This window comes from Chryseobacterium wanjuense, from assembly GCF_900111495.1.
GTDB lineage: Bacteria > Bacteroidota > Bacteroidia > Flavobacteriales > Weeksellaceae > Chryseobacterium > Chryseobacterium wanjuense.
Window position 1 is genome coordinate 870,555 of sequence record NZ_FOIU01000001.1, and the last position, 19,072, is coordinate 889,626.

The window sequence follows — 19,072 nt, forward strand, 5'->3', positions numbered from 1 at the left end:
AATTAATAGCCTTTTCTTAAATTTTCTGCATATTCGTTGGGCAGGGGACTATCTTCTACTGCCTTTGCTGCTTTTTCAAAGTCATAGTCAAACCGTATGAATTCCACACCGATACTATCTTTGCTCAATACAGAACTATTTTCATTGATGGTGAGCATGACATATCCGCCCCGCACATCATTATCCTTAGGCTTTCCGACAGAACCTATATTGATGGCATGACGATAATAAGGAAGATCTTCAGTGCCCGAATTTAGAATTCTGTGGTAAGGTTTGTGCGTATGTCCGAAACACATGATATCGGCGTCTGCCTGCTCCATAATCCTGAGCGTGCTTTTTTCCTCCCGGTCTTCAAAAAGATACTCATTTATTTTCCTGGGACTGCCATGAGCCAGTAGCAAATTGAGTTTGTCTTCATTTAACTGAAACTCAACTTTGATGTGCGCCGGAAGTGTCCGCAAATAGGCACGTTCGTCGTTCTTCATCATAGCATTGGTGAACGAAATGGAAATATTGCCATTGTCTTTTTCACTATCCGTTTTGTACGCACAGCCGCAGTCATTACTCATACGTCCGATGCCAAAATCATAGTTTCCGGCAATCGTTGGAATTTTTCTTTTTCTGATTTCATTGACGACTTCATTCGGCCAAATATTGTAGCCTACCAGGTCTCCTAAACAATAGATACTATCCGGATTTCTTTTCTCAATATCTTCAAAGAAAGCTTCCAAAGCAGGTAAATTAGCGTGTATATCACTGAATAATGCAATTTTCATAGTCTGTTTTTGTTGATTTTGCTAAAAGGATTAACAGCAGCCTCCTCCAGGAGTACACGATGTATTTTGATTTCCAGCCAGTTCGGAAAGGTTTTTCTTCTGTTTTTCAGAAGGTATCCCGCAGGCATCCTGAGCAAGGCATGCCGTTCTTTTACTTTTTAGAATAAAAACTTTTCCATTAAATTCTAAATCATATTTGCCTATCGTGTCACTTTGATATTCTACTTCGATCTCAGCATCTTCAATGCCTAATTTTTCTTCAGAAAGACTGATAATATGCAGTAGTTTTCCAGGCTTTAAACGGTGTTCATAATCATCAGCATTCCATAGCTGAAAGTTCACAGCCTTCTCATCACGGATTACTCCACCACAGTCGATGAATTTTTTATTGATCTGTCCGACTTCGGTAAGGTGAAAGTGTTCCGGTACTAATGTTCCGTTTTCTAATTGAAATTCAACATTTTCTAATGTTGGAAGGATTCCTTTGATTTCTGATAATTTCATTGTCTTATATTTTTATAGTTATAATGCAATATTGCGATAGTTTTAAACAAATTTTTTTTAACATGTAAACAGCTTTCTTTATACTGGTACAGACGATTTGTACAAATGCAGATATACGTCATCAAATACTTCTGGTAATGACCGACTCTTCAATAATCACGAAAATAAAATGGAAACAGCTCCCATATTATTAACAGCATTTTTGATTGGTTACGGTGAATATTATCTTTGAGAAATATTCTCTCAATATATCGAAAGTATTTTCATCAATACAGTAGCATACAGAGTTGCCTTCAATACTTCCTTTTATCAATCCTGCATTTTTCAATTCCTTCAGATGTTGGGATACTGTTGGCTGTGCTAAGGGAAGCTCATTAACAATATCTCCGGTTATACAGGTGTTGACTTTCAACAAGTGTTCTATAATAGCAATTCGTGCAGGATGGCCTAATGCTTTTGCTATAACCGCAATCTGGTTTTGATGATCTGTAAAGTGATCTGTCTTCGTTGCTCCCATAATAATTATTATATTGCAATATTACGATTTAAGTCTTATTTAAAAAAATAATTTGAAAGAATTTTTTTAAGTTTATTCTTCCGGTAGCCAGTGTTTTGAGTTAGGGGTATTTTTGATACGTTGTATTTCGTTTTCACCCGTGGAATTGTAATAGAGGAGCCATAGACTTGCGCAGCGGCATAAATTATAGCGGTAGAGAATAGGGATAAAACGGCGGTTTACCTGGATTACAGTTGTGTTTGATGATACAATGAGTCAGTTTGATACTTTCAGGAAATGGAATCTATAATGCATTAACTATTGTTGAACAGTAAAAAGTGATAAAATTTTCCTTTTGGCGAAGCATATGAATATGAGAGTTCTACATTATTAAGAATACATATAATTCAAAAAAAGTCAATAAGCTTCTTTTTGGAGAGGCTTATTGATGAGGTTTTAAACTAACTGATAGTTAATTTTTTATATATGAAAATTACCTCTCAGGGGCGAGAGGCAAAAAAATCTATTACCACTAAGCAAAGCGGTAAGGTAAATTTATTTATAAATTAATCGTATTTAACATATGGTAGAAAAAAAATAACCATAATTATTTAAATAATAAAATATTTAAATCTATTTTACTGTTAAACCAATACAGCTCCACCGTCTATGACCAAAGACTGTCCTGTAATGTATTCCTGCTTCATAAGAAATACAAATGCTTCTGCAACATCCATCGGCTGCCCGACTCTTTTGAGCAGAAGGGTCTTTTCCAGATGACCAAAAAAGTTTTCTTTATCGTCTTTGCTTAGGTTTCCCCAAAGGTCGGTATCTATGACTCCTGCCGCAATGTTATTAATTCTGATGGGAGCAAGCTCAACAGCCATCGCCCTTGTAAAGGCATCCATTGCCCCACATATTGTCGCCCCCAGGCTATATCCAGCCGCTGGACGCTGTCCGAAGTTGCCGCTCATCAGATTAATGCTTCCGCCGTCGTTAATGTAAGGACGGCCATATTTAATGGCTGCAAATGCACCCCAAAACCGGATCGTGAAGAAATCTTTGGATTTTTCTATATCCGTATCATCCACCATGCTCATGGAAATGTTTTCTCCAGCAGTATAGATCAGGTGATCAAAGTTGCCGATATTGTTGAAAAAAGACTTTATATTTTCTTCTTTATCCAAACTCACAGCAAATCCTTTACTGTTTTCAGGTAAGCTTGCTAGTGCCTTATCGATACGCTGCTGATTGCTGGAAACAATGATTACTTCGGCACCATCCGCTGCTGCTGCCTGAGCTGTTGCCAATCCAAGTCCTGAGCTGCCGCCAAGAATAATCACTCTTTTGTCTTTTAATGTTTTCATTTTAAAATTTTTATGTTTAAATTGTATTTGCAGAAATTGTTTCTGTTAAAATTAATAGTGCGCTTGTCCTATCATCAACTGGTCAAACTTTCCGTCTTCACCTATCCTAAATTTAAAGTAAGTTTTGAAATCACCCCAGGTATCACTATGGAATTTTCCATAAATATCCATACTGTTGTTTTCAACCTTATCTATAGAGATAAAATGCTCTTTTCCGATTGCTTCTGTTGAGAATTTTATAAAATCTCTTGGATGTCCGTCGTCTAAAAGTGTGGCATTTTTACTAAAGTGTGAAAGCCATTTTGCACTATCTCCTTTTTGCCAGTCTAGGAGGGCAGCAAGGACTTTTGGGTTGTTAATTTTACTGTATTCCATTTTGTTTATTATCTTGTGATTATGACTACCAATCTGCCCACATGCATGAATACTACACAGGAGCAGGGCCGGTAATAAAGACCTGAGGATTTTCATTTACTTATTGATTTGCTCCACCATTGACCAACAGATGCTGGCCGTTAACGAACGAGGAAAGACCACTTGCAAAAAATTCTGCAGCATTGGCAACATCTTCCACTTCTGCAAGTCTGCCCATGGGACAACTTTCAAGCAGTGACTTTCTCAGATCTGGATAACTTCCTTCCTCTGTAAATATCCCTGAATGATCTACAGCAAAAGGGATGATGGAATTGACAGTTACCCCGCGGTGTCCGATTTCTTTTGATAAAACGTCAACGAGGTATCTGGGTGTTGTTTTACTTCCTCCATATACCGCCATCCCAGGCACTGGAAAAGCAGTCGTACTGGAGGCAATATAAATAATACGGCCATTGTCCTCAATAGTAAGGGCAGCCTGCTGCATAGTGAAATAAGCTCCTTTGGTATTGATTGAAAATAAACGGTCAAACTGTTCTTCGGTAAACTCTGTAACGGGTGTTTCTACCATTTCTATTCCGGCGTTGGCCACTACGATATCAATTTTACCAAATGCTTTTTTTGCTTCTTCAAACAAACGTTTAATGTCCTCGACTTTACTAACATCCGCCTGAATTGAAATTACCTTTACACCCATTGCATTGATGTTGCTTTCTACTTGATCTGTAGAAGACTTATCTTTTGAATAATTCAGTACGATGTTTGCACCTAATGCGGCATAACGTTCTGCAATGGCTTTTCCCAAGCCTCTTCCTGAGCCTGTGATCAAGGCTACTTTATTTTCCAGTGTGTTCATTGTATTAAGATTTAAGTTACTGATGTACTGATGTATTTTAGATATAAATTATATTATTAAGCCATTCCTCCAGTTTTGTCCGGAAATCCATTTGGCTTGATTGGAGGCATTCCAGTTTCTTTGTGTTGGTTTCTTTTTCTTAAGTCAAAGGTATAAATGCCAACCTCCTTAATTGTTGCGAAAATTAAAGCATGAGTTGTAAATTTTAAAGGATCCCGGCGTTTAGACTGATCGATATCTTAATTCCGGAAATTTCTGCACATTTATCTATAAACATTTCCTGTACGTCCGTGTTTACAGCATCAGGATGCACAGTTTGAGATTTTTTATGATAATAATATCCTCCAGATTTCATCACCTGGGCATCCTTCGAAGAAGACAGTCAGGCCTGTACGTTTAATTTTACTGATGAAATTTTAATACCTATTTTCCTGAATGAACAAATGAATTTTATTCAAGTGTAATTTATTGATTCAAAGGCATAAAGAGGATTTCCTTGGATTGTTGTAAATATTAAAACAAGAATTGCAAAATTTAAAGAACTTTAATATGGAATAACAAAAGTTTATATGACTACATTTTTTTCAAATATATAAAGCAAAAAAATTAGGGGTGATGAGATTTTCTGTATGAAATTGGTGACATTCCCTCATATTTTTTAAAAAAGTTACTGAAATGGGCGGTTTCGGTAAATCCTAATTTGTAGGTGATTTCCTTAATAGGGATATCATCATTTTGTAATAAAGATTTCGCTTCCGTAAGTGTTTTCTCGGCAATCCAGGCTGTAATATTTTTTCCTGTTTTGCTTTTGATCACACTGCTCAGATAATTGGGGTGAAGATTGAGGGCAGTGGCATAATCCTGTACTCGGAAAACCACATCTATTTTGCCTGAACTCAAATCACGATAATGCCGTTCTAAAATTCTTTTAAATGATATAATAATTTGCGAGCTGCGGTTTCCTTCGTATATAGGATTATAATCTGTCCAGATATGTTCTTTGATCTTGAAAAGAAGCACTGCCAATAGATGACCGATAACTCTGTATTTATAAATAGTATTTTTTCTGTATTCGTCTAATATCAGGGAATTTACAGCTTCCACTTCTCTGAAAAAAGTATCTGTCACAACTTTTGGTCTTACAATTTCGGTAAGCAGAAATGGAAAATCGGTGTAAACTTCTTCTCCGATATATTTTTTTAAAAAAGTCTCGTCAAAAGTAATCAATAATACATCATCTATTTTATTCCAGCTGAATGTGCGGTAGTTACTTGGATTGGTAAAATAAATCGAATGCGGTTCAACTTCAAAAGTCTGTTCATCAATAGTATATTTTCCATTTCCATTCTTTACAAATAAGAAAGAGAAAAAATTAGGTCGGAACGAATCGGATACATAGGGAAGTTCGAATCCAATCTCATTTAAATTGAAAACTGTAAAACCTTCCGCTAAATCAAATAATTCAACAGATAAGTTAAGAGCCTGATACAGTTGAAATAGTGAATTCGATTCAATCCTTTCAGAATTTGCCACTTGATTATTGTTTTTTGATAGAACTTTTTTCAAATATAATCATTTAAGGCAACAATATATATGAATGTACTGAATTGAAAAATCAAAGAAAATTTTAATTATTATAATATGAAATTTGTCCATTCTAAGTGAGTTGTCTCATTTTACTGATTGTTTTTAGAATAATTTATGCTTTGAATAATTCTGAACTTTTCACGATACTTTATGAACTTCTAATGAAATAATCACCTCAAATCCTGACCTAATTTTGTCTTATCAAAACTTAATTAAATACCTAAAATTTAAAATGAAAAAGATATTAATTATCATCACGCATCCTGATATGGACAATTCAGTTATCAACAAAAGATGGCTGACAGAACTAGAGAAATATCCTGAGAAATTTCACGTACATCAATTACACAAAGTTTATCCTGATCAAAAATTTGATATTGCAGCAGAACAAAAACTGATTGAAGAACACGATCATATCATCTTCCAATTCCCATACTATTGGTATTACGCTCCTGCATTATTAAAAAAGTGGCTGGACGAAGTTCTTACACACGGTTGGGCATACGGAAGCTCGAGTGGTTTTAAATTTGGAGGAAAGAAAGTTGCTTTGGCTATTTCATTAGGCTTAAAAGAAGAGCATTTACAACGAGGAACGCCCTTGAAATTTAATCTTGAAGATCTCACACATCCTTATGAAGCATTATTTGATTGGATAAAAGCTGATTACCAGCCCTATTTTGCTTACTATGGAATGACATTTGAGCCGTCGGAAGAGTGGGTAGAGAGAAGTGTACCGTTATATTTGGATTTTCTGGATCGCTTTAATTCTGATAAAAAAGATACAAATGTTGCTTAATCCAAAACAAGCAAATAAATAGTAAAAAAAAGAGATGTTCGATAATGCATCTTTTTTTAGGCTTAATATCAAAGCAGAAAATTTTATCCATTAGAAAATCAAAATTGTCCATTTTCTGTAAAATTTAAATTTATCAATTTTACGGGTCACAGCAAGAAATTATTGAACAATGAACAATCTCAATTGCAGTAAAATTATCAAAGAAAATCCTAGGGTTTTATCGTGGAATAAAGATATTCAGGTGATGCATTATCAGACACATCAGGAAATCATCAGAGCCAATATGTGTGTTCATATGAATATGATTAGCATTGTTATGCATGGTACAAAGGAGATCCTGGGATGTGGAATGAAGAGAATTGTTCCGTCTGGTTCCGGTTTTTTTATGAAAAAAGGTTCTTATCTGGTTTCCGATAAAATTGAAGATGAAGAAAAAGGATATGAATCGATTATTATTTTCTTTTCCGACGCTTGGCTCCAATCACAAATCGATACAATTTTCGACTGTAAAAATACTGCTGAGACAAAAGTTGAAGACTGTCTGAACGCTGATATTGCGTTGCTGGAGGAAGATGAATTGATGAATTCGGTTATTGCCCAATTTAAATCTTATTTTGAAGTTAATCAGGATAAAGAACGTTTACAAGTTTTATTACCATTTAAAATGAGGGAATTATTTCAGATTTTAATTTCCGCGCCTAATGGTTATCATTTTGAAAAACGATTACGCAGCCTTGATAATCATCAAAACCCTGATTTGGTGATATTAATGGAGAATAATTACAAAGAAAATATTTCTCTCGAACAGTACGCTTTTCTTGCTAACTGCAGTCTGTCAACTTTTAAAAGAAAATTTGTGCAGACCTTCAAAACAAATCCCGGAAGATGGATTATGCAGCGCAGATTGGAAGAGTCTTACGAATTATTAAAAAACTCAGAAAAGAACATTACGGAAATAGCATATGAAGTCGGGTTTGAAACTCCCGCCCATTTTATAGCATCATTTAAACAGAAATACAGAAACACACCGAAACAGCTGCAGCAGCAACTTTAGTACAAAATAATTCTAAACTTTTCACGATAGTTTTTGAACTTTTTAAGAAATCAATTTAATCAAAACAAAACGAACTTTGTCTTAGAAATTTAAAACAATTAAAATTTAAAATTTAAAATTATGAAATTGTATTATTTTGCAGACCCGATGTGTTCTTGGTGTTATGGTTTCAGTCCGGTGGTAAAGAAACTTAAAGAAAACTATCCCAATATAGATTTGCAGATTATTTCAGGTGGGTTTGCACCTGGAAGCAAGCAAAAAGTAACAAAAGAATATAAGGATTTTCTTGAATATCACTGGAGAAATGTAAATCTTCGCAGCGGTCAGTATTTTGACCATTCGATGAAATTTGTTAATGAAAATTTTCATTACGATACAGAACCTTCAAGTCGGGCATTAGTGGTTGTTCAGATGTTTTTACCGGAGAAAGATTTTGAGTTTTTGAGTCTGATGCAAAAATCATTTTATGTGGAAGGAAAAGACATTACCAATGATGAGGTTTTAGCAGATTTAGCAGAAGAAATAGGAGTTGAAAAAAGTGTTTTTTTAGAAAGTTTCCACTCGGAAGAGATAAAGCTAAAAACCGCTCAGGGATTTCAGTTCAGTAAACAGCTGAGAGTGCAAGGATTTCCTACTTTACTGACATTGGAAAACGGAGCTGTAAAAGTTCTTACCCACGGTTTTCAGCCTTATGAAAGTTTAAAAAATATTGTTGAGGAAAGTTTGAAAACGATGCTTATTCCTGAATCTAATAGCGGACAATTTTGTTCGGATATTTCCTGCGGATGCTGAGATGAAACTGAGGCTATATTCTACTGATAGAGGATATAGTCTATTTTAATTATTAAAAACAGCAATATGAAAAAGCAAAGTTTTTCTTCATCAATTAAAAAGCTTCAGGAAAATCTTCAGAAAGCACTTCCCGGAAAAAAAGCTCACCGGATTATGGAAGCTGTTTCTGCAAAATATTTAGGTTTGAATCCAACTGAGGAAACGCGCAAAAGTGCGGTACTGATGCTTTTATATCCAATCGATAATGAAATTCATTTTCCTTTAATTCTAAGAAACTCTTACGAAGGTTTTCATTCTGATGAGGTTGGTTTTCCGGGTGGAAGGTTTGAAATTTCAGATGAAAATCTGATTCAGACTGCACTTAGAGAAACACAGGAAGAAATAGGAATTAATCCGGGAGAAATTCAAGTTTTAGGAACATTAACAGACATTTTTATCGGTCCAAGCGATTTCAATGTTTTACCTGTGGTTGGATATCTTCCGTATCGACCTGATTTTGTACCTGATTCCCGTGAAGTTCAACAAATTTTTGACTTAAAACTGGATTATTTTTCAGACCCCAATATTGTAGGCTGTAGTGAAATCAGCATTCCGGGAGATTTGGTGATAACGCCTTATTATGAAGTGAATGGTCATAAAGTTTGGGGCGCAACCGCTAAAATAATTCTTGAACTGTTGTATGTTCTGAATAATAGTCTCTCAACTAAAAAAGATTGATCTAATCTTTTTCCAAACTTTCTCGATAAAAATCAGCTTTGCAAAATTGTAGAGTGAAGAATTCTTATGTCTAAAATTAAGCTTCAAAAAGATTTTAAGTGATTCATAAAGTGAACTTTAAAAGATACTTTTTGAACTTATTATGAAATTAATTCTCTCAGTACAAAGCTAATTTTGTCCTGTTTTAAATACAATAATATTAATCAAAAAAAACTTTAGATATGTCTGTTTCTGATTTATTTAAACCACTCACTTTGTTGCACGGTCCTGCGATGAGAAACCGTTTTATGCTGGCTCCGTTAACCAACCAGCAAAGTGAATTTAATGGTAAAGCATCTGAATACGACCAGTTTTGGATGCAGCAACTTTCGCAGGGAGGTTATTCATTAATTCAGACCTGTGCCACCCACGTAGAAGCTGAAGGTATCGCTTTTGCCCGTCAATTGGGAATTTTTAGCGATGACCATTTGCCGGGTCTGAGTCAAATGGCAGCAACGATTCGTGAGGGCGGAGCTTTATCCGCAGTACAACTGCATCACGCAGGACATCGCGCCAATCCTTTATTGGGAGGAATTCCTTCTCCTGCCTCAAGTTTTACTATTCCGGGTGTTAATGCCATTTCTACCGAAGAAGTCGAAAGAATTCGAGATAGTTTTATCGCCGCTGCAAAAAGAGCTGAACGGGCAGGATTTGATGGTGTTGCCGTTCACGGGGCTTTCGGTTGGATTTTGTCGGAATTTATGTCGCCTTATTTAAACGACCGAACCGATAAATATGGAGGAAGTTTAGAAAATCGTGCCCGATTGACCATTGAAGTCATTGAAGGGATCCGAAAGGCCTGTGGTCCTGATTTTCAAATCGGTTGGCGTTTGTCGATTGAACGTTACGGCTTGGTTCTGGAAGAATTACGTGAAATTACTGCTGAAATTTTAGATAAGGAATTGATTGATTATCTGGATTTGGCATTATGGGATTCTGCACAGATCGTTCAGGAAGGAAAGTTCAGAGGAAAAACAATGCTGAGTGTCTTTACAGAACTTCCTCGAAAAGGTGTTCGTCTTGGTGTTGCCGGAAAAATAATGACCGCTCAAAGAGCCGGAGAATTATTGGATGAAGGTAGCGATTTTGTTCTGATTGCAAGGGCAGGAATTCTTCAGCGGGATTTTCCGCTTCAGGTAAAAGCCAATCCATTTTATGAGAGTCCCAAAACACCTGTTCCGGCAGAATATCTTCGTCAGCGTGGATTGAGTGAGCGTTTTATCAATCATTTGCGGGGATGGCAGACTTTCGTAACCAGAGGTTCTATTTAAATATCAATAAAAATGGGAAGTAAGGAAAGAATTCAGCGCTTTAAAGATGATTCCAGAGAAAAGATTCTGGCAGCAGCTTTAAATATTGCCAAAAATGAAGGCTGGCAAGCATTAAGTATGCGGAAAATTGCAGATCAGATTGAATACACAGCACCTTTTATTTACGAATATTTTGTCAACAAAGAAGCTATTTTGTTTGCATTAACCAAAAGAGGATATGCCATCCTAACAAAAGTAATCATTGAAGCCCGAAATAAAAATGAAAATGCCGATGATAAACTCGAAGCAATGTGGATCGCCTATTGGGATTTCGCTTTTACGCATAAGGAATTGTATCGGTTGATGTACGGTGTTGATATGGTCTGTTTCACAAGCGAATGTGCAATGCCGGAGGTTGAAAATTTGTACGATATTCTGAGTGACGTTATTACCATTTATTTTGATGAAAAAAATGTTTCAGAAGAACGGGTTCGCATAAAATATTACACCTATTGGTCGATGATTCACGGGTTAATCTCTATTAATTTAATTCATCTGAACGGAAGAATCAGTTATGATCTCAACAGACAGATTCTACGAGATGCTATTCAAAGTATTACAAAATCCATTAAAAAATAAAAAATTTTTGTCCGAAAACTTAACACTGTTAGGTAATTAAACCACAATAAAAAACATTACAAATTTAAATTTTATGAATGCTATTCATCATTTTAGTCCATCAGACATTATTAAGAAATTTAATAGTGCGAGACATTTTTTGATTGTAGTTTTTACGGCTGCAATTCTTGTAAGCTGTGAAAATAAATCAGAGAAAACAACAGCAGATGCACCACCAAATGTGCCTGTGGGAAGCGTTTCAGAGAGCTCGGAAACTACTTTTGTAGAATATCCGGCTTCAGTCCAGGGTTCGGTTGATGTAGAAATCCGTCCACAGGTAAGCGGATATATTCAAAGAGTTTTGGTAAACGAAGGAGCTTATGTTTCAGCGGGGCAGACTTTGTTTCAGATTAATTCCCAACCCTTTGTTGAAGCTTTAAATAATGCCAAAGCCAATCTTCACGCATCTGAGGCAGCTATTTTAAATGCCAAATTGGAAATCGACAAATTAACGCCACTGGTTCAAAATAAAGTGGTTGCAGATTTTCAATTGAAAACAGCCAAAACAGCTTACAAAATTGCACAGGCTAACGCAGAACAGGCCAGAGCAAGCGTTGCTTCAGCACAGATTAATTTAGGATATACCAACGTAAAAGCGCCAGTGAGTGGATATATAGGTTTGATTCCTAAAAAACAGGGAAGTCTGGTTTCTCCGGCAGATCAGGAAGCTTTAACGCAGCTTTCAGATATCAGAGATGTGCATGTTTACTTTGCTTTAGCTGAAAAAGATTTTACCGTTTTCAATACGAATTACGAAGGAAAAACTCCCGCTGAAAGAATCAAAAACCTACCGTTTGTTGAATTGGTATTAAGTGATAATTCAGTCTATCCGATCAAAGGTAAAGTGGATATGATAAACGGTCAGTTTGATAAAAACACCGGTGCCATTACTTTCAGAGCAAGTTTTCCGAATCCGAACGGAAACTTACGCTCAGGAAATACGGGTAAACTTCGTTTAGGATTGAATCATAATAATGCGATTCTGGTTCCGCAATCTGCAACTGTGGAAATGCAGGATAAAGTCTTTGTTTTTTTGGTCGATAAAAGTAACAAAGTTACCAAAACACCTCTTGATGTTATCGGAAAAAGCGGGACAAATTATCTTATTAAACAAGGCTTAAATCAGGGTGACCAAATTGTATTGAGCGGTCTCGACAGATTACAGGAAGGCCAAGTCATCAATCCACAGAAAACTGCACGTATAGCTCAATTAAATAATAAAAAATAAGTTTTAAAAATGTTCAAAATATTTATAAAAAGACCTGTTTTGGCAACTGTTATTTCCGTCATTATGGTGATAATGGGAGTCATAAGTCTTATAAAACTACCGGTACAGCAATTTCCGGACATTGCACCGCCTTCTGTAATGGTCAGTGCCCTATATCCTGGAGCCAATGCAGAAACGGTTCTCCGTTCAGTTGCTCCGTCGTTGGAAGAATCTATCAATGGGGTAGAGGATATGACGTATATGAGCTCTACTGCAAGTAATGACGGGACGCTATCAATCTCTGTTTATTTTAAACTCGGAACAGATCCCGATCAAGCGGCGATTAATGTACAAAACCGTGTCTCACAGGCGTTGAGTCGTTTGCCGGCTGAAGTGGTTCAACAGGGAATCACCACTTCAAAACAGCACGTAACTTTTATGATGGGGATCGGTTTATACACCGAAGATGAATCTAAATACGACCAGACTTTCGTAGGAAATTACGCGGAAATTAATATTCTTCCAGAACTTAAACGTATTCCGGGTGTCGGTTCTGCAAGTTTGTATGGCGGACAAAAAGATTACTCAATGAGAGTTTGGTTAAATCCTTCCAAGATGAGTAGTTACAAAGTGTCGACAAGCGAAGTGATGAAGGCGATTCAGGATAAAAGTCTTGAAGCTGCACCGGGAAAATTTGGACAGCACAGTAAAGAGGTTTTCGAATATGTGATTAAATATAAAGGAAAATTGACAAAACCTGACCAATATGAAAATATTGTCATAAGATCAAATTCAGATGGGTCTGTCCTTCGTTTGAAAGATGTCGCTAAAGTAGAATTGGGCTCTTTTTCCTATAATAGTTTAACACGATTAAGTGGTAAAAAAGGAGTTGTTCTTGGTATTTTACAATTGTCGGGAGCCAATTCAAACGAGACACAGATTGCCATAAAAGAAGCGATGGACAAAGCTTCGAAAAGTTTTCCGAAAGGGATTAAGCACGAGATTTTCTTTAGTACAAAAAGAGCTTTAGACCAATCCATCGACCAGGTAAAAAGTACTTTGATCGAAGCTTTTATCCTGGTGTTTATTGTTGTGTATCTGTTTTTGCAGGATTTCAGGTCAACGTTGATTCCGGCGATTGCCGTACCTGTTGCGCTTTTAGGAACGTTTTTCTTTATGCAGCTGTTCGGTTTTTCCATTAATTTATTAACCTTATTTGCTCTGATTTTAGCTATCGGAATTGTTGTGGATGATGCCATTGTCGTCGTCGAAGCCGTTCACGCTAAAATGGAACACGAAAATTTGAAACCTAAAAAAGCGACACACGCAGCAATGCATGAGATTTCAGGAGCAATCATCTCGATTACTTTGGTGATGGCTGCTGTTTTCCTCCCGGTTGGTTCTATGGAAGGATCTACAGGTCTTTTCTATCGTCAGTTTGCCTTTACAATGGCGATTGCGATTGTCATTTCAGCCATTAATGCATTAACATTAAGTCCTGCATTGGCGGCTTTGTTTTTAAAAGGTGTTCATCCTGTTCAGAATGAAGAACATAAAGCTCTTGCCAAAAAGAGTTTTAAAGAAAAATTCTTTATCGGATTTAACAGCAGTTTTAATGCTCTGACCAAACGTTATGTAGGCGGATTGAAGTTTTTAATTCGTCATAAATGGTTAAGTTTAGGAGGTTTAGCTTTGATCTCATTAGCCACTGTTTTAATGGTAAGATCAATACCTTCCGGATTTATTCCTACAGAGGATCAGAATTTTGTTGCCATTGCAGTCAATACACCATCTGGAACTACATTAGATGGTACCCAAAAAGTGATGAAAGTTGCCGAAACAAAAATGAAAGCCTTGGAAGCCACCCGATTTGTAACGGCTATTTCAGGGTTCGATGCTCTTACCAACTCAATGAGCCCCTCAAAAGGGATTATTTATGTTCAATTAAAAGCGAATAAAGAACGTGGTGATTTCAAAAACATCGATAAATTGATGGATGAGATCCGCAGTCAACTGGGAACAATCAACGGCGGAAATTTCTTTGTTTTCAGTTTTCCGACGGTTCCGGGTTTCAGTAACGTGGAAGCATTAGATATCGTTTTACAGGACAAAAGTGGAGGAAATCTGGATAAATTTAGCGGTATTTCTCAGGAGTTTATTAAAGAATTAATCAAACGCCCTGAAATTGAAGTCGCATTTACAAGTTTCAATGCAGATTACCCTCAGTTACAACTGGATATTGACGACGATAAAGCAGACCAGTTGGGCGTAAGTGTAAAAGATATTCTGGAAACAATGCAGGTTTATTTTGGAAGTGCACAGGCTTCAGATTTCAACCGTTTCGGTAAATATTACAGAGTGGTTGTCCAGGCCGATGTTCAGGACCGAGCCGATCCATCTGCAATCGATCGGGTTTTTGTGAAAAACAAAAATGGAGAGATGGTTCCGATTAATACTTTAGTGAAATTAAGCAGGATATATGGTTCCGAAACCGTTTCAAGATACAATATGTTTAATTCAATTTCTGTCAATGCGATTCCGAAAGCGGGTTACAGCTCCGGTGCAGCTATTAATGCAGTGAAGGAAGTTGTGGAGAAACAATTACCAACAGGTTACAGCTACGAATTTTCGGGTCAGACAAGAGAAGAAATTGCTTCCGGCGGACAATCGACCATTATTTTTATTCTGTGTATGGTGTTTGTGTATTTCCTTTTGGCAGCACAATATGAAAGCTATATTCTTCCTTTAGCGGTAATGCTTTCCATTCCTGTAGGTGTTTTTGGAGTATTTGCAGCGATTGGTTTAACAGGAATTGCCAACAGCATTTACATTCAGGTTGCGTTGGTGATGTTGATTGGATTATTGGCTAAAAATGCTATTCTGATTGTGGAATTTGCCGTACAGAAAAGAAAAGCAGGAAAATCTTTAACTGAAGCCGCGATCGAAGCCGCAAAACTAAGACTTAGACCGATTATTATGACTTCACTGGCTTTTGTTGTGGGTTTAATTCCCATGATGTATGCGACAGGTCCATCGGCTCAGGGGAACCATTCCATCAGTATTGGAGCTGCTGGGGGAATGATTTCGGGAGTAGTTTTAGGATTGTTGATTATTCCTGTGTTATTTGTTGTTTTCCGTTTTTTACAGGAAAAATTATCTCAAAATTCTCAGGAAGATGAATATGATGATGTTGTTGAAGAACCTGTTAAATAAAATAATATGAAACGATTTAATTTAATTATAATATTGACAATGTGTGCATTCCTTGTGGGATGCACCGTTTCAAAAGATATTTCATTGCCTGATGTGGCACCGAACTCATTCAGAACAGATGCTGTTGAGCAAGACTCAGTAAATATTGGTTCTGTTCCGTTTAAAGATTTTATTAAAGATGAAACGGTTCAAAATCTGATTGATACCGCTTTGATAAAAAATTATGATATGCAGATTGCTTTGAAAAATATTGATGCTGCAGAATTATTGTACAAACAGTCTAAGTTAGGCAATTTGCCGGAAGTAAAAGCGATGGTTTCTGCCAGTTCAAACCGACCCTCTGATAACAGTATGAACGGTTTTACACTAAGCCAGTTTATGGGAACCAATCATATTGAGGATTACAACGCAGGAGTTAGTGTACTTTGGGAAGCTGATATTTGGGGTAAAATCCGTAACCGAAAAGCGGGTGCATTGGCTAGTTTTTTACAAACTGAGGAAGCAAAAAAGGCAATCCAGACAAGATTAGTAGCGAATATTGCACAAGGTTATTATAACCTGTTGATGCTTGATGAGCAGTTGGAGATTGCCAAAAAGAATTTAGAACTTAATGAAAACACATTGAAAATTGTCAATTTACAGTTTAATTCCGGGCAGGTGACTTCTTTGGCAGTTCAGCAGACTCAGGCTCAAAAACTGAATGCAGAAAAGCTCATTCCAAAACTCGAACAGCAAATTACTTTACAGGAAAATGCGTTAAGTGTTTTAATCGGAACTTTACCAAAAGCTATAAATAGAAAGAGCAGTTTGGACAGAATGATAATTCCGGAAAATTTAAATACAGGTTTTCCATCACAAATGCTAAGCTTCAGACCTGACATTAAAAGTGCAGAATTTGCCTTAAATGTTGCTAATGCAAAAGTCGGAATTGCTACAGCGAATTTATATCCGTCGCTGACAATTTCCGCAAGTGGAGGAATCAATTCTTTCAAAGCAAGTAATTGGTTCAATATTCCTGCATCTCTGTTTGGAATGGTTGCGGGTGGAATTACGCAGCCGATTTTTCAAAGAGGAGAACTGAAGACGAATGTTGAACTGGCAAAAATCGATAGAGAAAAAGTAGTGATTCATTTCCGTCAATCTGTTCTGAATGCAGTCGGAGAAGTTTCTGATGAATTGGTGAAAATTGAAAAGCTAAAAGAAGAATATTCTATTGCTGAAAAACGAGTTCAGACATTACAACAAGCTTCAAAAAATGCAGATCTATTATTTAAAAGTGGGATGGCAAATTACCTAGAAGTCATCACGGCGCAGGGTAATTTGTTACAAGGTGAATTGGATTTAGTAAACATTAAAACCTTACAATTAAATGCTGTTGTCGGATTATACCGTTCGTTAGGAGGTGGCTGGAAATAATTTTCGACTTAGCCTGGAGTATTGATTGATATTTTACACAAAAGCCTTTCAAATCTGAAAGGCTTTTACTTTTTTTTATTAAAATTATTTTTGCTTCGAAAGATATTCTGTAAATTTTTCATTCAAAATCTCACATTCATTCTGCAAAATTCCCGATTCAATTTCAGGCTTATTGCCCCATTTCGGAACATTTTCCGTTTCCAGAATTTTAAATTCAGAAGATTGTCCGCCAACAAAAGGAACTGAAACTCCAAAAACCAATTTTGCAATTTTATGATGTCTGATGAGATACGAACACATAATGCAAGGTTCGTGCGTTGAATACATCACAGATTTATCCAAAATCTCTCGGTAACCATTTTTCAAAGCATCTTTCACAGCTAAAATCTCGGCGTGCTGTGTAATATCTCCGCTGGATTTTCCGGATTCGATTCCTCTGCCGATAATTTTATCTTCAAAAACCAATACAGAACCAACCGGCGGATTTCCTTTTTCCAAAGCCTGTTTTGCAAGTTCGATGCATTCAAGCATATATTGATTATAATTGTTCATTTTTTAATTTAATTTAAGATTCTGCACCTCTGTTAAAACCAATGGTATTCCTGTAAATCTGAGGTGAAATATCCGTTTTATTCTTAAAAAGCCGACTGAAATAATATTCATCCTCATATCCCAATTCATAGGCAATTTCTTTAATCGTTTTGTCCGTAAGATATAATTCCCTTTTGGCTTCGACGATAATCCGTTCGGTAATCAAATCAGAAAGCGTCTTATTGAAATGATTTTTTGTAATTCTGGCCAAAGAAGCCGGAGTCTGATTCAGTAAATCCGCATAATCACTGGCTGAATGTTTGGTTCGGAAATGATCCTCAATCGCATTTTTCAGATTCTGAATGATAAATTGTTGCTTGATATTGACTGTTTCAGAATTTTGAATTGTTTGCTGTTCGAGTTTAATTCTTGTAGCAGTAACCAATAAAATTTTTAAATAAGAAATCAAAACTTCATCCTTTCTGAAAGCATCATTTTTAAGTTCATTGGTGATTCCGTTAATCAAATTCAAGATAGAGTTTTTACTGAATTCATTTAAGACAATAAATGGCTGTTGATAAACATTATTAAACAAAATTCCATTGGCTGCAATTTCCTTATGATGCCTGTAAATACAGAAAAAATCGTGGTGAAACTGTATCGAAATTCCCATGATCGGTTTCGCGGACTGTAACATAAAAGGCTGGTAAGGATAAAATGCAAACAGCGTATTTTCCTTGAATGAATAATCACAAAGGTCAACCGTTGCAGTACCTTCTCCCGAAGTAATCAGGATTAATGTAAAATAATTGTTCCGCTGAATATGGTCAAAATAACTGTTGTTATCAAACTCAAAAAGCTTGAAAGCCAGATTCCCGTTTTGCTCATTCACGAGCGTATAGACAGATTGTGATAACATTGTACCTGCAATTTAATTATTATTTTTAAACCAAAACTGCCCTCCGAAAAATTTCAAAGGGCAGTTTCAAAACAAGATTAGAAAATCAAAATATCGTAACCGTCATTTCTCAAGTTAATGAAACTTGGCAGACCAGGAGTTCCCGGAACTTCGTTTTCGTTCAATAACTCATAGCCTGAAACTTCCGTTCCAAATACCGCAACACAACCTTTCGAAAGACCGTGAACATAATCCTTTACTTCATTGTAAAGCCCATGTACCGGATGGTCTGCTTTTTCCAATTGTTCCGGCCATCTGATTCCTGTTCCCTGAAAAATGATTTTAACATCTTCACCTGCGTGCTTGAATTCGTAAGCCGAAGCTAAAGCGTTAAACACTCTTCCCAATGCCTCTTCCGAACCACTTTTAGGATCAGAAAGAATAATAATTGCTGTTTTTTTCATTGTATAAAAATTTAATTTACACTGCAAAGATGTAGGAATATAGCCCGCTAAAGAATGGA

19 protein-coding genes are annotated in these 19,072 nt (G+C 36.3%); 9 read left to right on the forward strand and 10 right to left on the reverse strand.

Annotated elements, in window-relative coordinates; genetic code table 11:
- Nucleotides 1-2: 2 nt before the first annotated feature.
- The 7 genes from BMX24_RS03915 to BMX24_RS03945 all read right to left on the reverse strand — a co-directional run bounded on the left by BMX24_RS03915 (nt 3) and on the right by BMX24_RS03945 (nt 5,937).
- Nucleotides 3-776, reverse strand: coding sequence for a metallophosphoesterase family protein (locus BMX24_RS03915; protein ID WP_089790758.1), 774 nt, complete (start codon nt 774-776; stop codon nt 3-5).
- Nucleotides 777-806: 30 nt separating this feature from the next.
- A complete protein-coding gene (locus BMX24_RS03920) occupies nt 807-1,280 on the reverse strand; it encodes a DUF6428 family protein (RefSeq protein ID WP_089790759.1) in 474 nt (157 codons plus the stop codon).
- Nucleotides 1,281-1,470: 190 nt separating this feature from the next.
- Nucleotides 1,471-1,797: an ArsR/SmtB family transcription factor gene (locus BMX24_RS03925; protein ID WP_089790760.1), complete on the reverse strand. Its 327-nt coding sequence runs from the start codon at nt 1,795-1,797 to the stop codon at nt 1,471-1,473.
- A gap of 623 nt (nt 1,798-2,420) precedes the next feature.
- Nucleotides 2,421-3,143 carry an SDR family oxidoreductase gene (locus BMX24_RS03930; RefSeq protein WP_089790761.1) on the reverse strand — a complete coding sequence of 241 codons (723 nt, stop codon included), beginning with the start codon at nt 3,141-3,143 and terminating at the stop codon, nt 2,421-2,423.
- 51 nt (nt 3,144-3,194) lie between these two features.
- On the reverse strand, nt 3,195-3,518 hold the full coding sequence (locus BMX24_RS03935) for a hypothetical protein (RefSeq protein ID WP_089792728.1): 324 nt from the start codon (nt 3,516-3,518) through the stop codon (nt 3,195-3,197).
- A 100-nt stretch (nt 3,519-3,618) separates the two neighbouring features.
- Nucleotides 3,619-4,371, reverse strand: coding sequence for an SDR family oxidoreductase (locus tag BMX24_RS03940; protein ID WP_089790762.1), 753 nt, complete (start codon nt 4,369-4,371; stop codon nt 3,619-3,621).
- A 606-nt stretch (nt 4,372-4,977) separates the two neighbouring features.
- A complete protein-coding gene (locus tag BMX24_RS03945) occupies nt 4,978-5,937 on the reverse strand; it encodes an AraC family transcriptional regulator (RefSeq protein ID WP_228404670.1) in 960 nt (319 codons plus the stop codon).
- Between the two features lie 253 nt (nt 5,938-6,190).
- On the opposite strand from BMX24_RS03945, the gene BMX24_RS03950 reads away from it, so the two are divergent.
- The 9 genes from BMX24_RS03950 (at nt 6,191) to BMX24_RS03990 (ending at nt 17,120) form a co-directional block, all read left to right on the forward strand.
- Complete coding sequence (locus BMX24_RS03950) at nt 6,191-6,754, forward strand: NAD(P)H-dependent oxidoreductase (protein ID WP_089790764.1); 564 nt, start codon at nt 6,191-6,193, stop codon at nt 6,752-6,754.
- Between the two features lie 169 nt (nt 6,755-6,923).
- On the forward strand, nt 6,924-7,808 hold the full coding sequence (locus BMX24_RS03955; RefSeq protein ID WP_089790765.1) for a helix-turn-helix transcriptional regulator: 885 nt from the start codon (nt 6,924-6,926) through the stop codon (nt 7,806-7,808).
- Nucleotides 7,809-7,928: 120 nt separating this feature from the next.
- Entirely contained in the window at nt 7,929-8,600 is a 672-nt protein-coding gene (locus BMX24_RS03960; RefSeq protein ID WP_089790766.1) for a DsbA family protein, read from the forward strand.
- Nucleotides 8,601-8,666: 66 nt separating this feature from the next.
- The gene (locus tag BMX24_RS03965; protein ID WP_089790767.1) at nt 8,667-9,317 is read left to right on the forward strand and encodes an NUDIX hydrolase; all 651 of its coding nucleotides are present in this window, start codon (nt 8,667-8,669) and stop codon (nt 9,315-9,317) included.
- Nucleotides 9,318-9,538: 221 nt separating this feature from the next.
- Nucleotides 9,539-10,627 carry an NADH:flavin oxidoreductase gene (locus BMX24_RS03970; RefSeq protein WP_089790768.1) on the forward strand — a complete coding sequence of 363 codons (1,089 nt, stop codon included), beginning with the start codon at nt 9,539-9,541 and terminating at the stop codon, nt 10,625-10,627.
- A gap of 12 nt (nt 10,628-10,639) precedes the next feature.
- Nucleotides 10,640-11,245, forward strand: coding sequence for a TetR/AcrR family transcriptional regulator (locus BMX24_RS03975; RefSeq protein WP_089790769.1), 606 nt, complete (start codon nt 10,640-10,642; stop codon nt 11,243-11,245).
- A 73-nt stretch (nt 11,246-11,318) separates the two neighbouring features.
- Nucleotides 11,319-12,512 (forward strand): efflux RND transporter periplasmic adaptor subunit, encoded by a 1,194-nt coding sequence (locus tag BMX24_RS03980; RefSeq protein ID WP_089790770.1) that lies wholly within the window; start codon nt 11,319-11,321, stop codon nt 12,510-12,512.
- 9 nt (nt 12,513-12,521) lie between these two features.
- Nucleotides 12,522-15,704 (forward strand): efflux RND transporter permease subunit, encoded by a 3,183-nt coding sequence (locus BMX24_RS03985; RefSeq protein ID WP_089790771.1) that lies wholly within the window; start codon nt 12,522-12,524, stop codon nt 15,702-15,704.
- A 6-nt stretch (nt 15,705-15,710) separates the two neighbouring features.
- Nucleotides 15,711-17,120, forward strand: coding sequence for a TolC family protein (locus BMX24_RS03990; protein WP_089790772.1), 1,410 nt, complete (start codon nt 15,711-15,713; stop codon nt 17,118-17,120).
- Between the two features lie 84 nt (nt 17,121-17,204).
- Here the strand turns inward: BMX24_RS03990 and BMX24_RS03995 are convergent, their stop codons facing one another.
- The 3 genes from BMX24_RS03995 to BMX24_RS04005 all read right to left on the reverse strand — a co-directional run bounded on the left by BMX24_RS03995 (nt 17,205) and on the right by BMX24_RS04005 (nt 19,013).
- A complete protein-coding gene (locus tag BMX24_RS03995) occupies nt 17,205-17,672 on the reverse strand; it encodes a nucleoside deaminase (RefSeq protein WP_089790773.1) in 468 nt (155 codons plus the stop codon).
- 13 nt (nt 17,673-17,685) lie between these two features.
- A complete protein-coding gene (locus BMX24_RS04000) occupies nt 17,686-18,570 on the reverse strand; it encodes a helix-turn-helix domain-containing protein (RefSeq protein ID WP_089790774.1) in 885 nt (294 codons plus the stop codon).
- 77 nt (nt 18,571-18,647) lie between these two features.
- Complete coding sequence (locus BMX24_RS04005) at nt 18,648-19,013, reverse strand: DsrE family protein (protein ID WP_089790775.1); 366 nt, start codon at nt 19,011-19,013, stop codon at nt 18,648-18,650.
- Between the last annotated feature and the right edge of the window lie 59 nt (nt 19,014-19,072).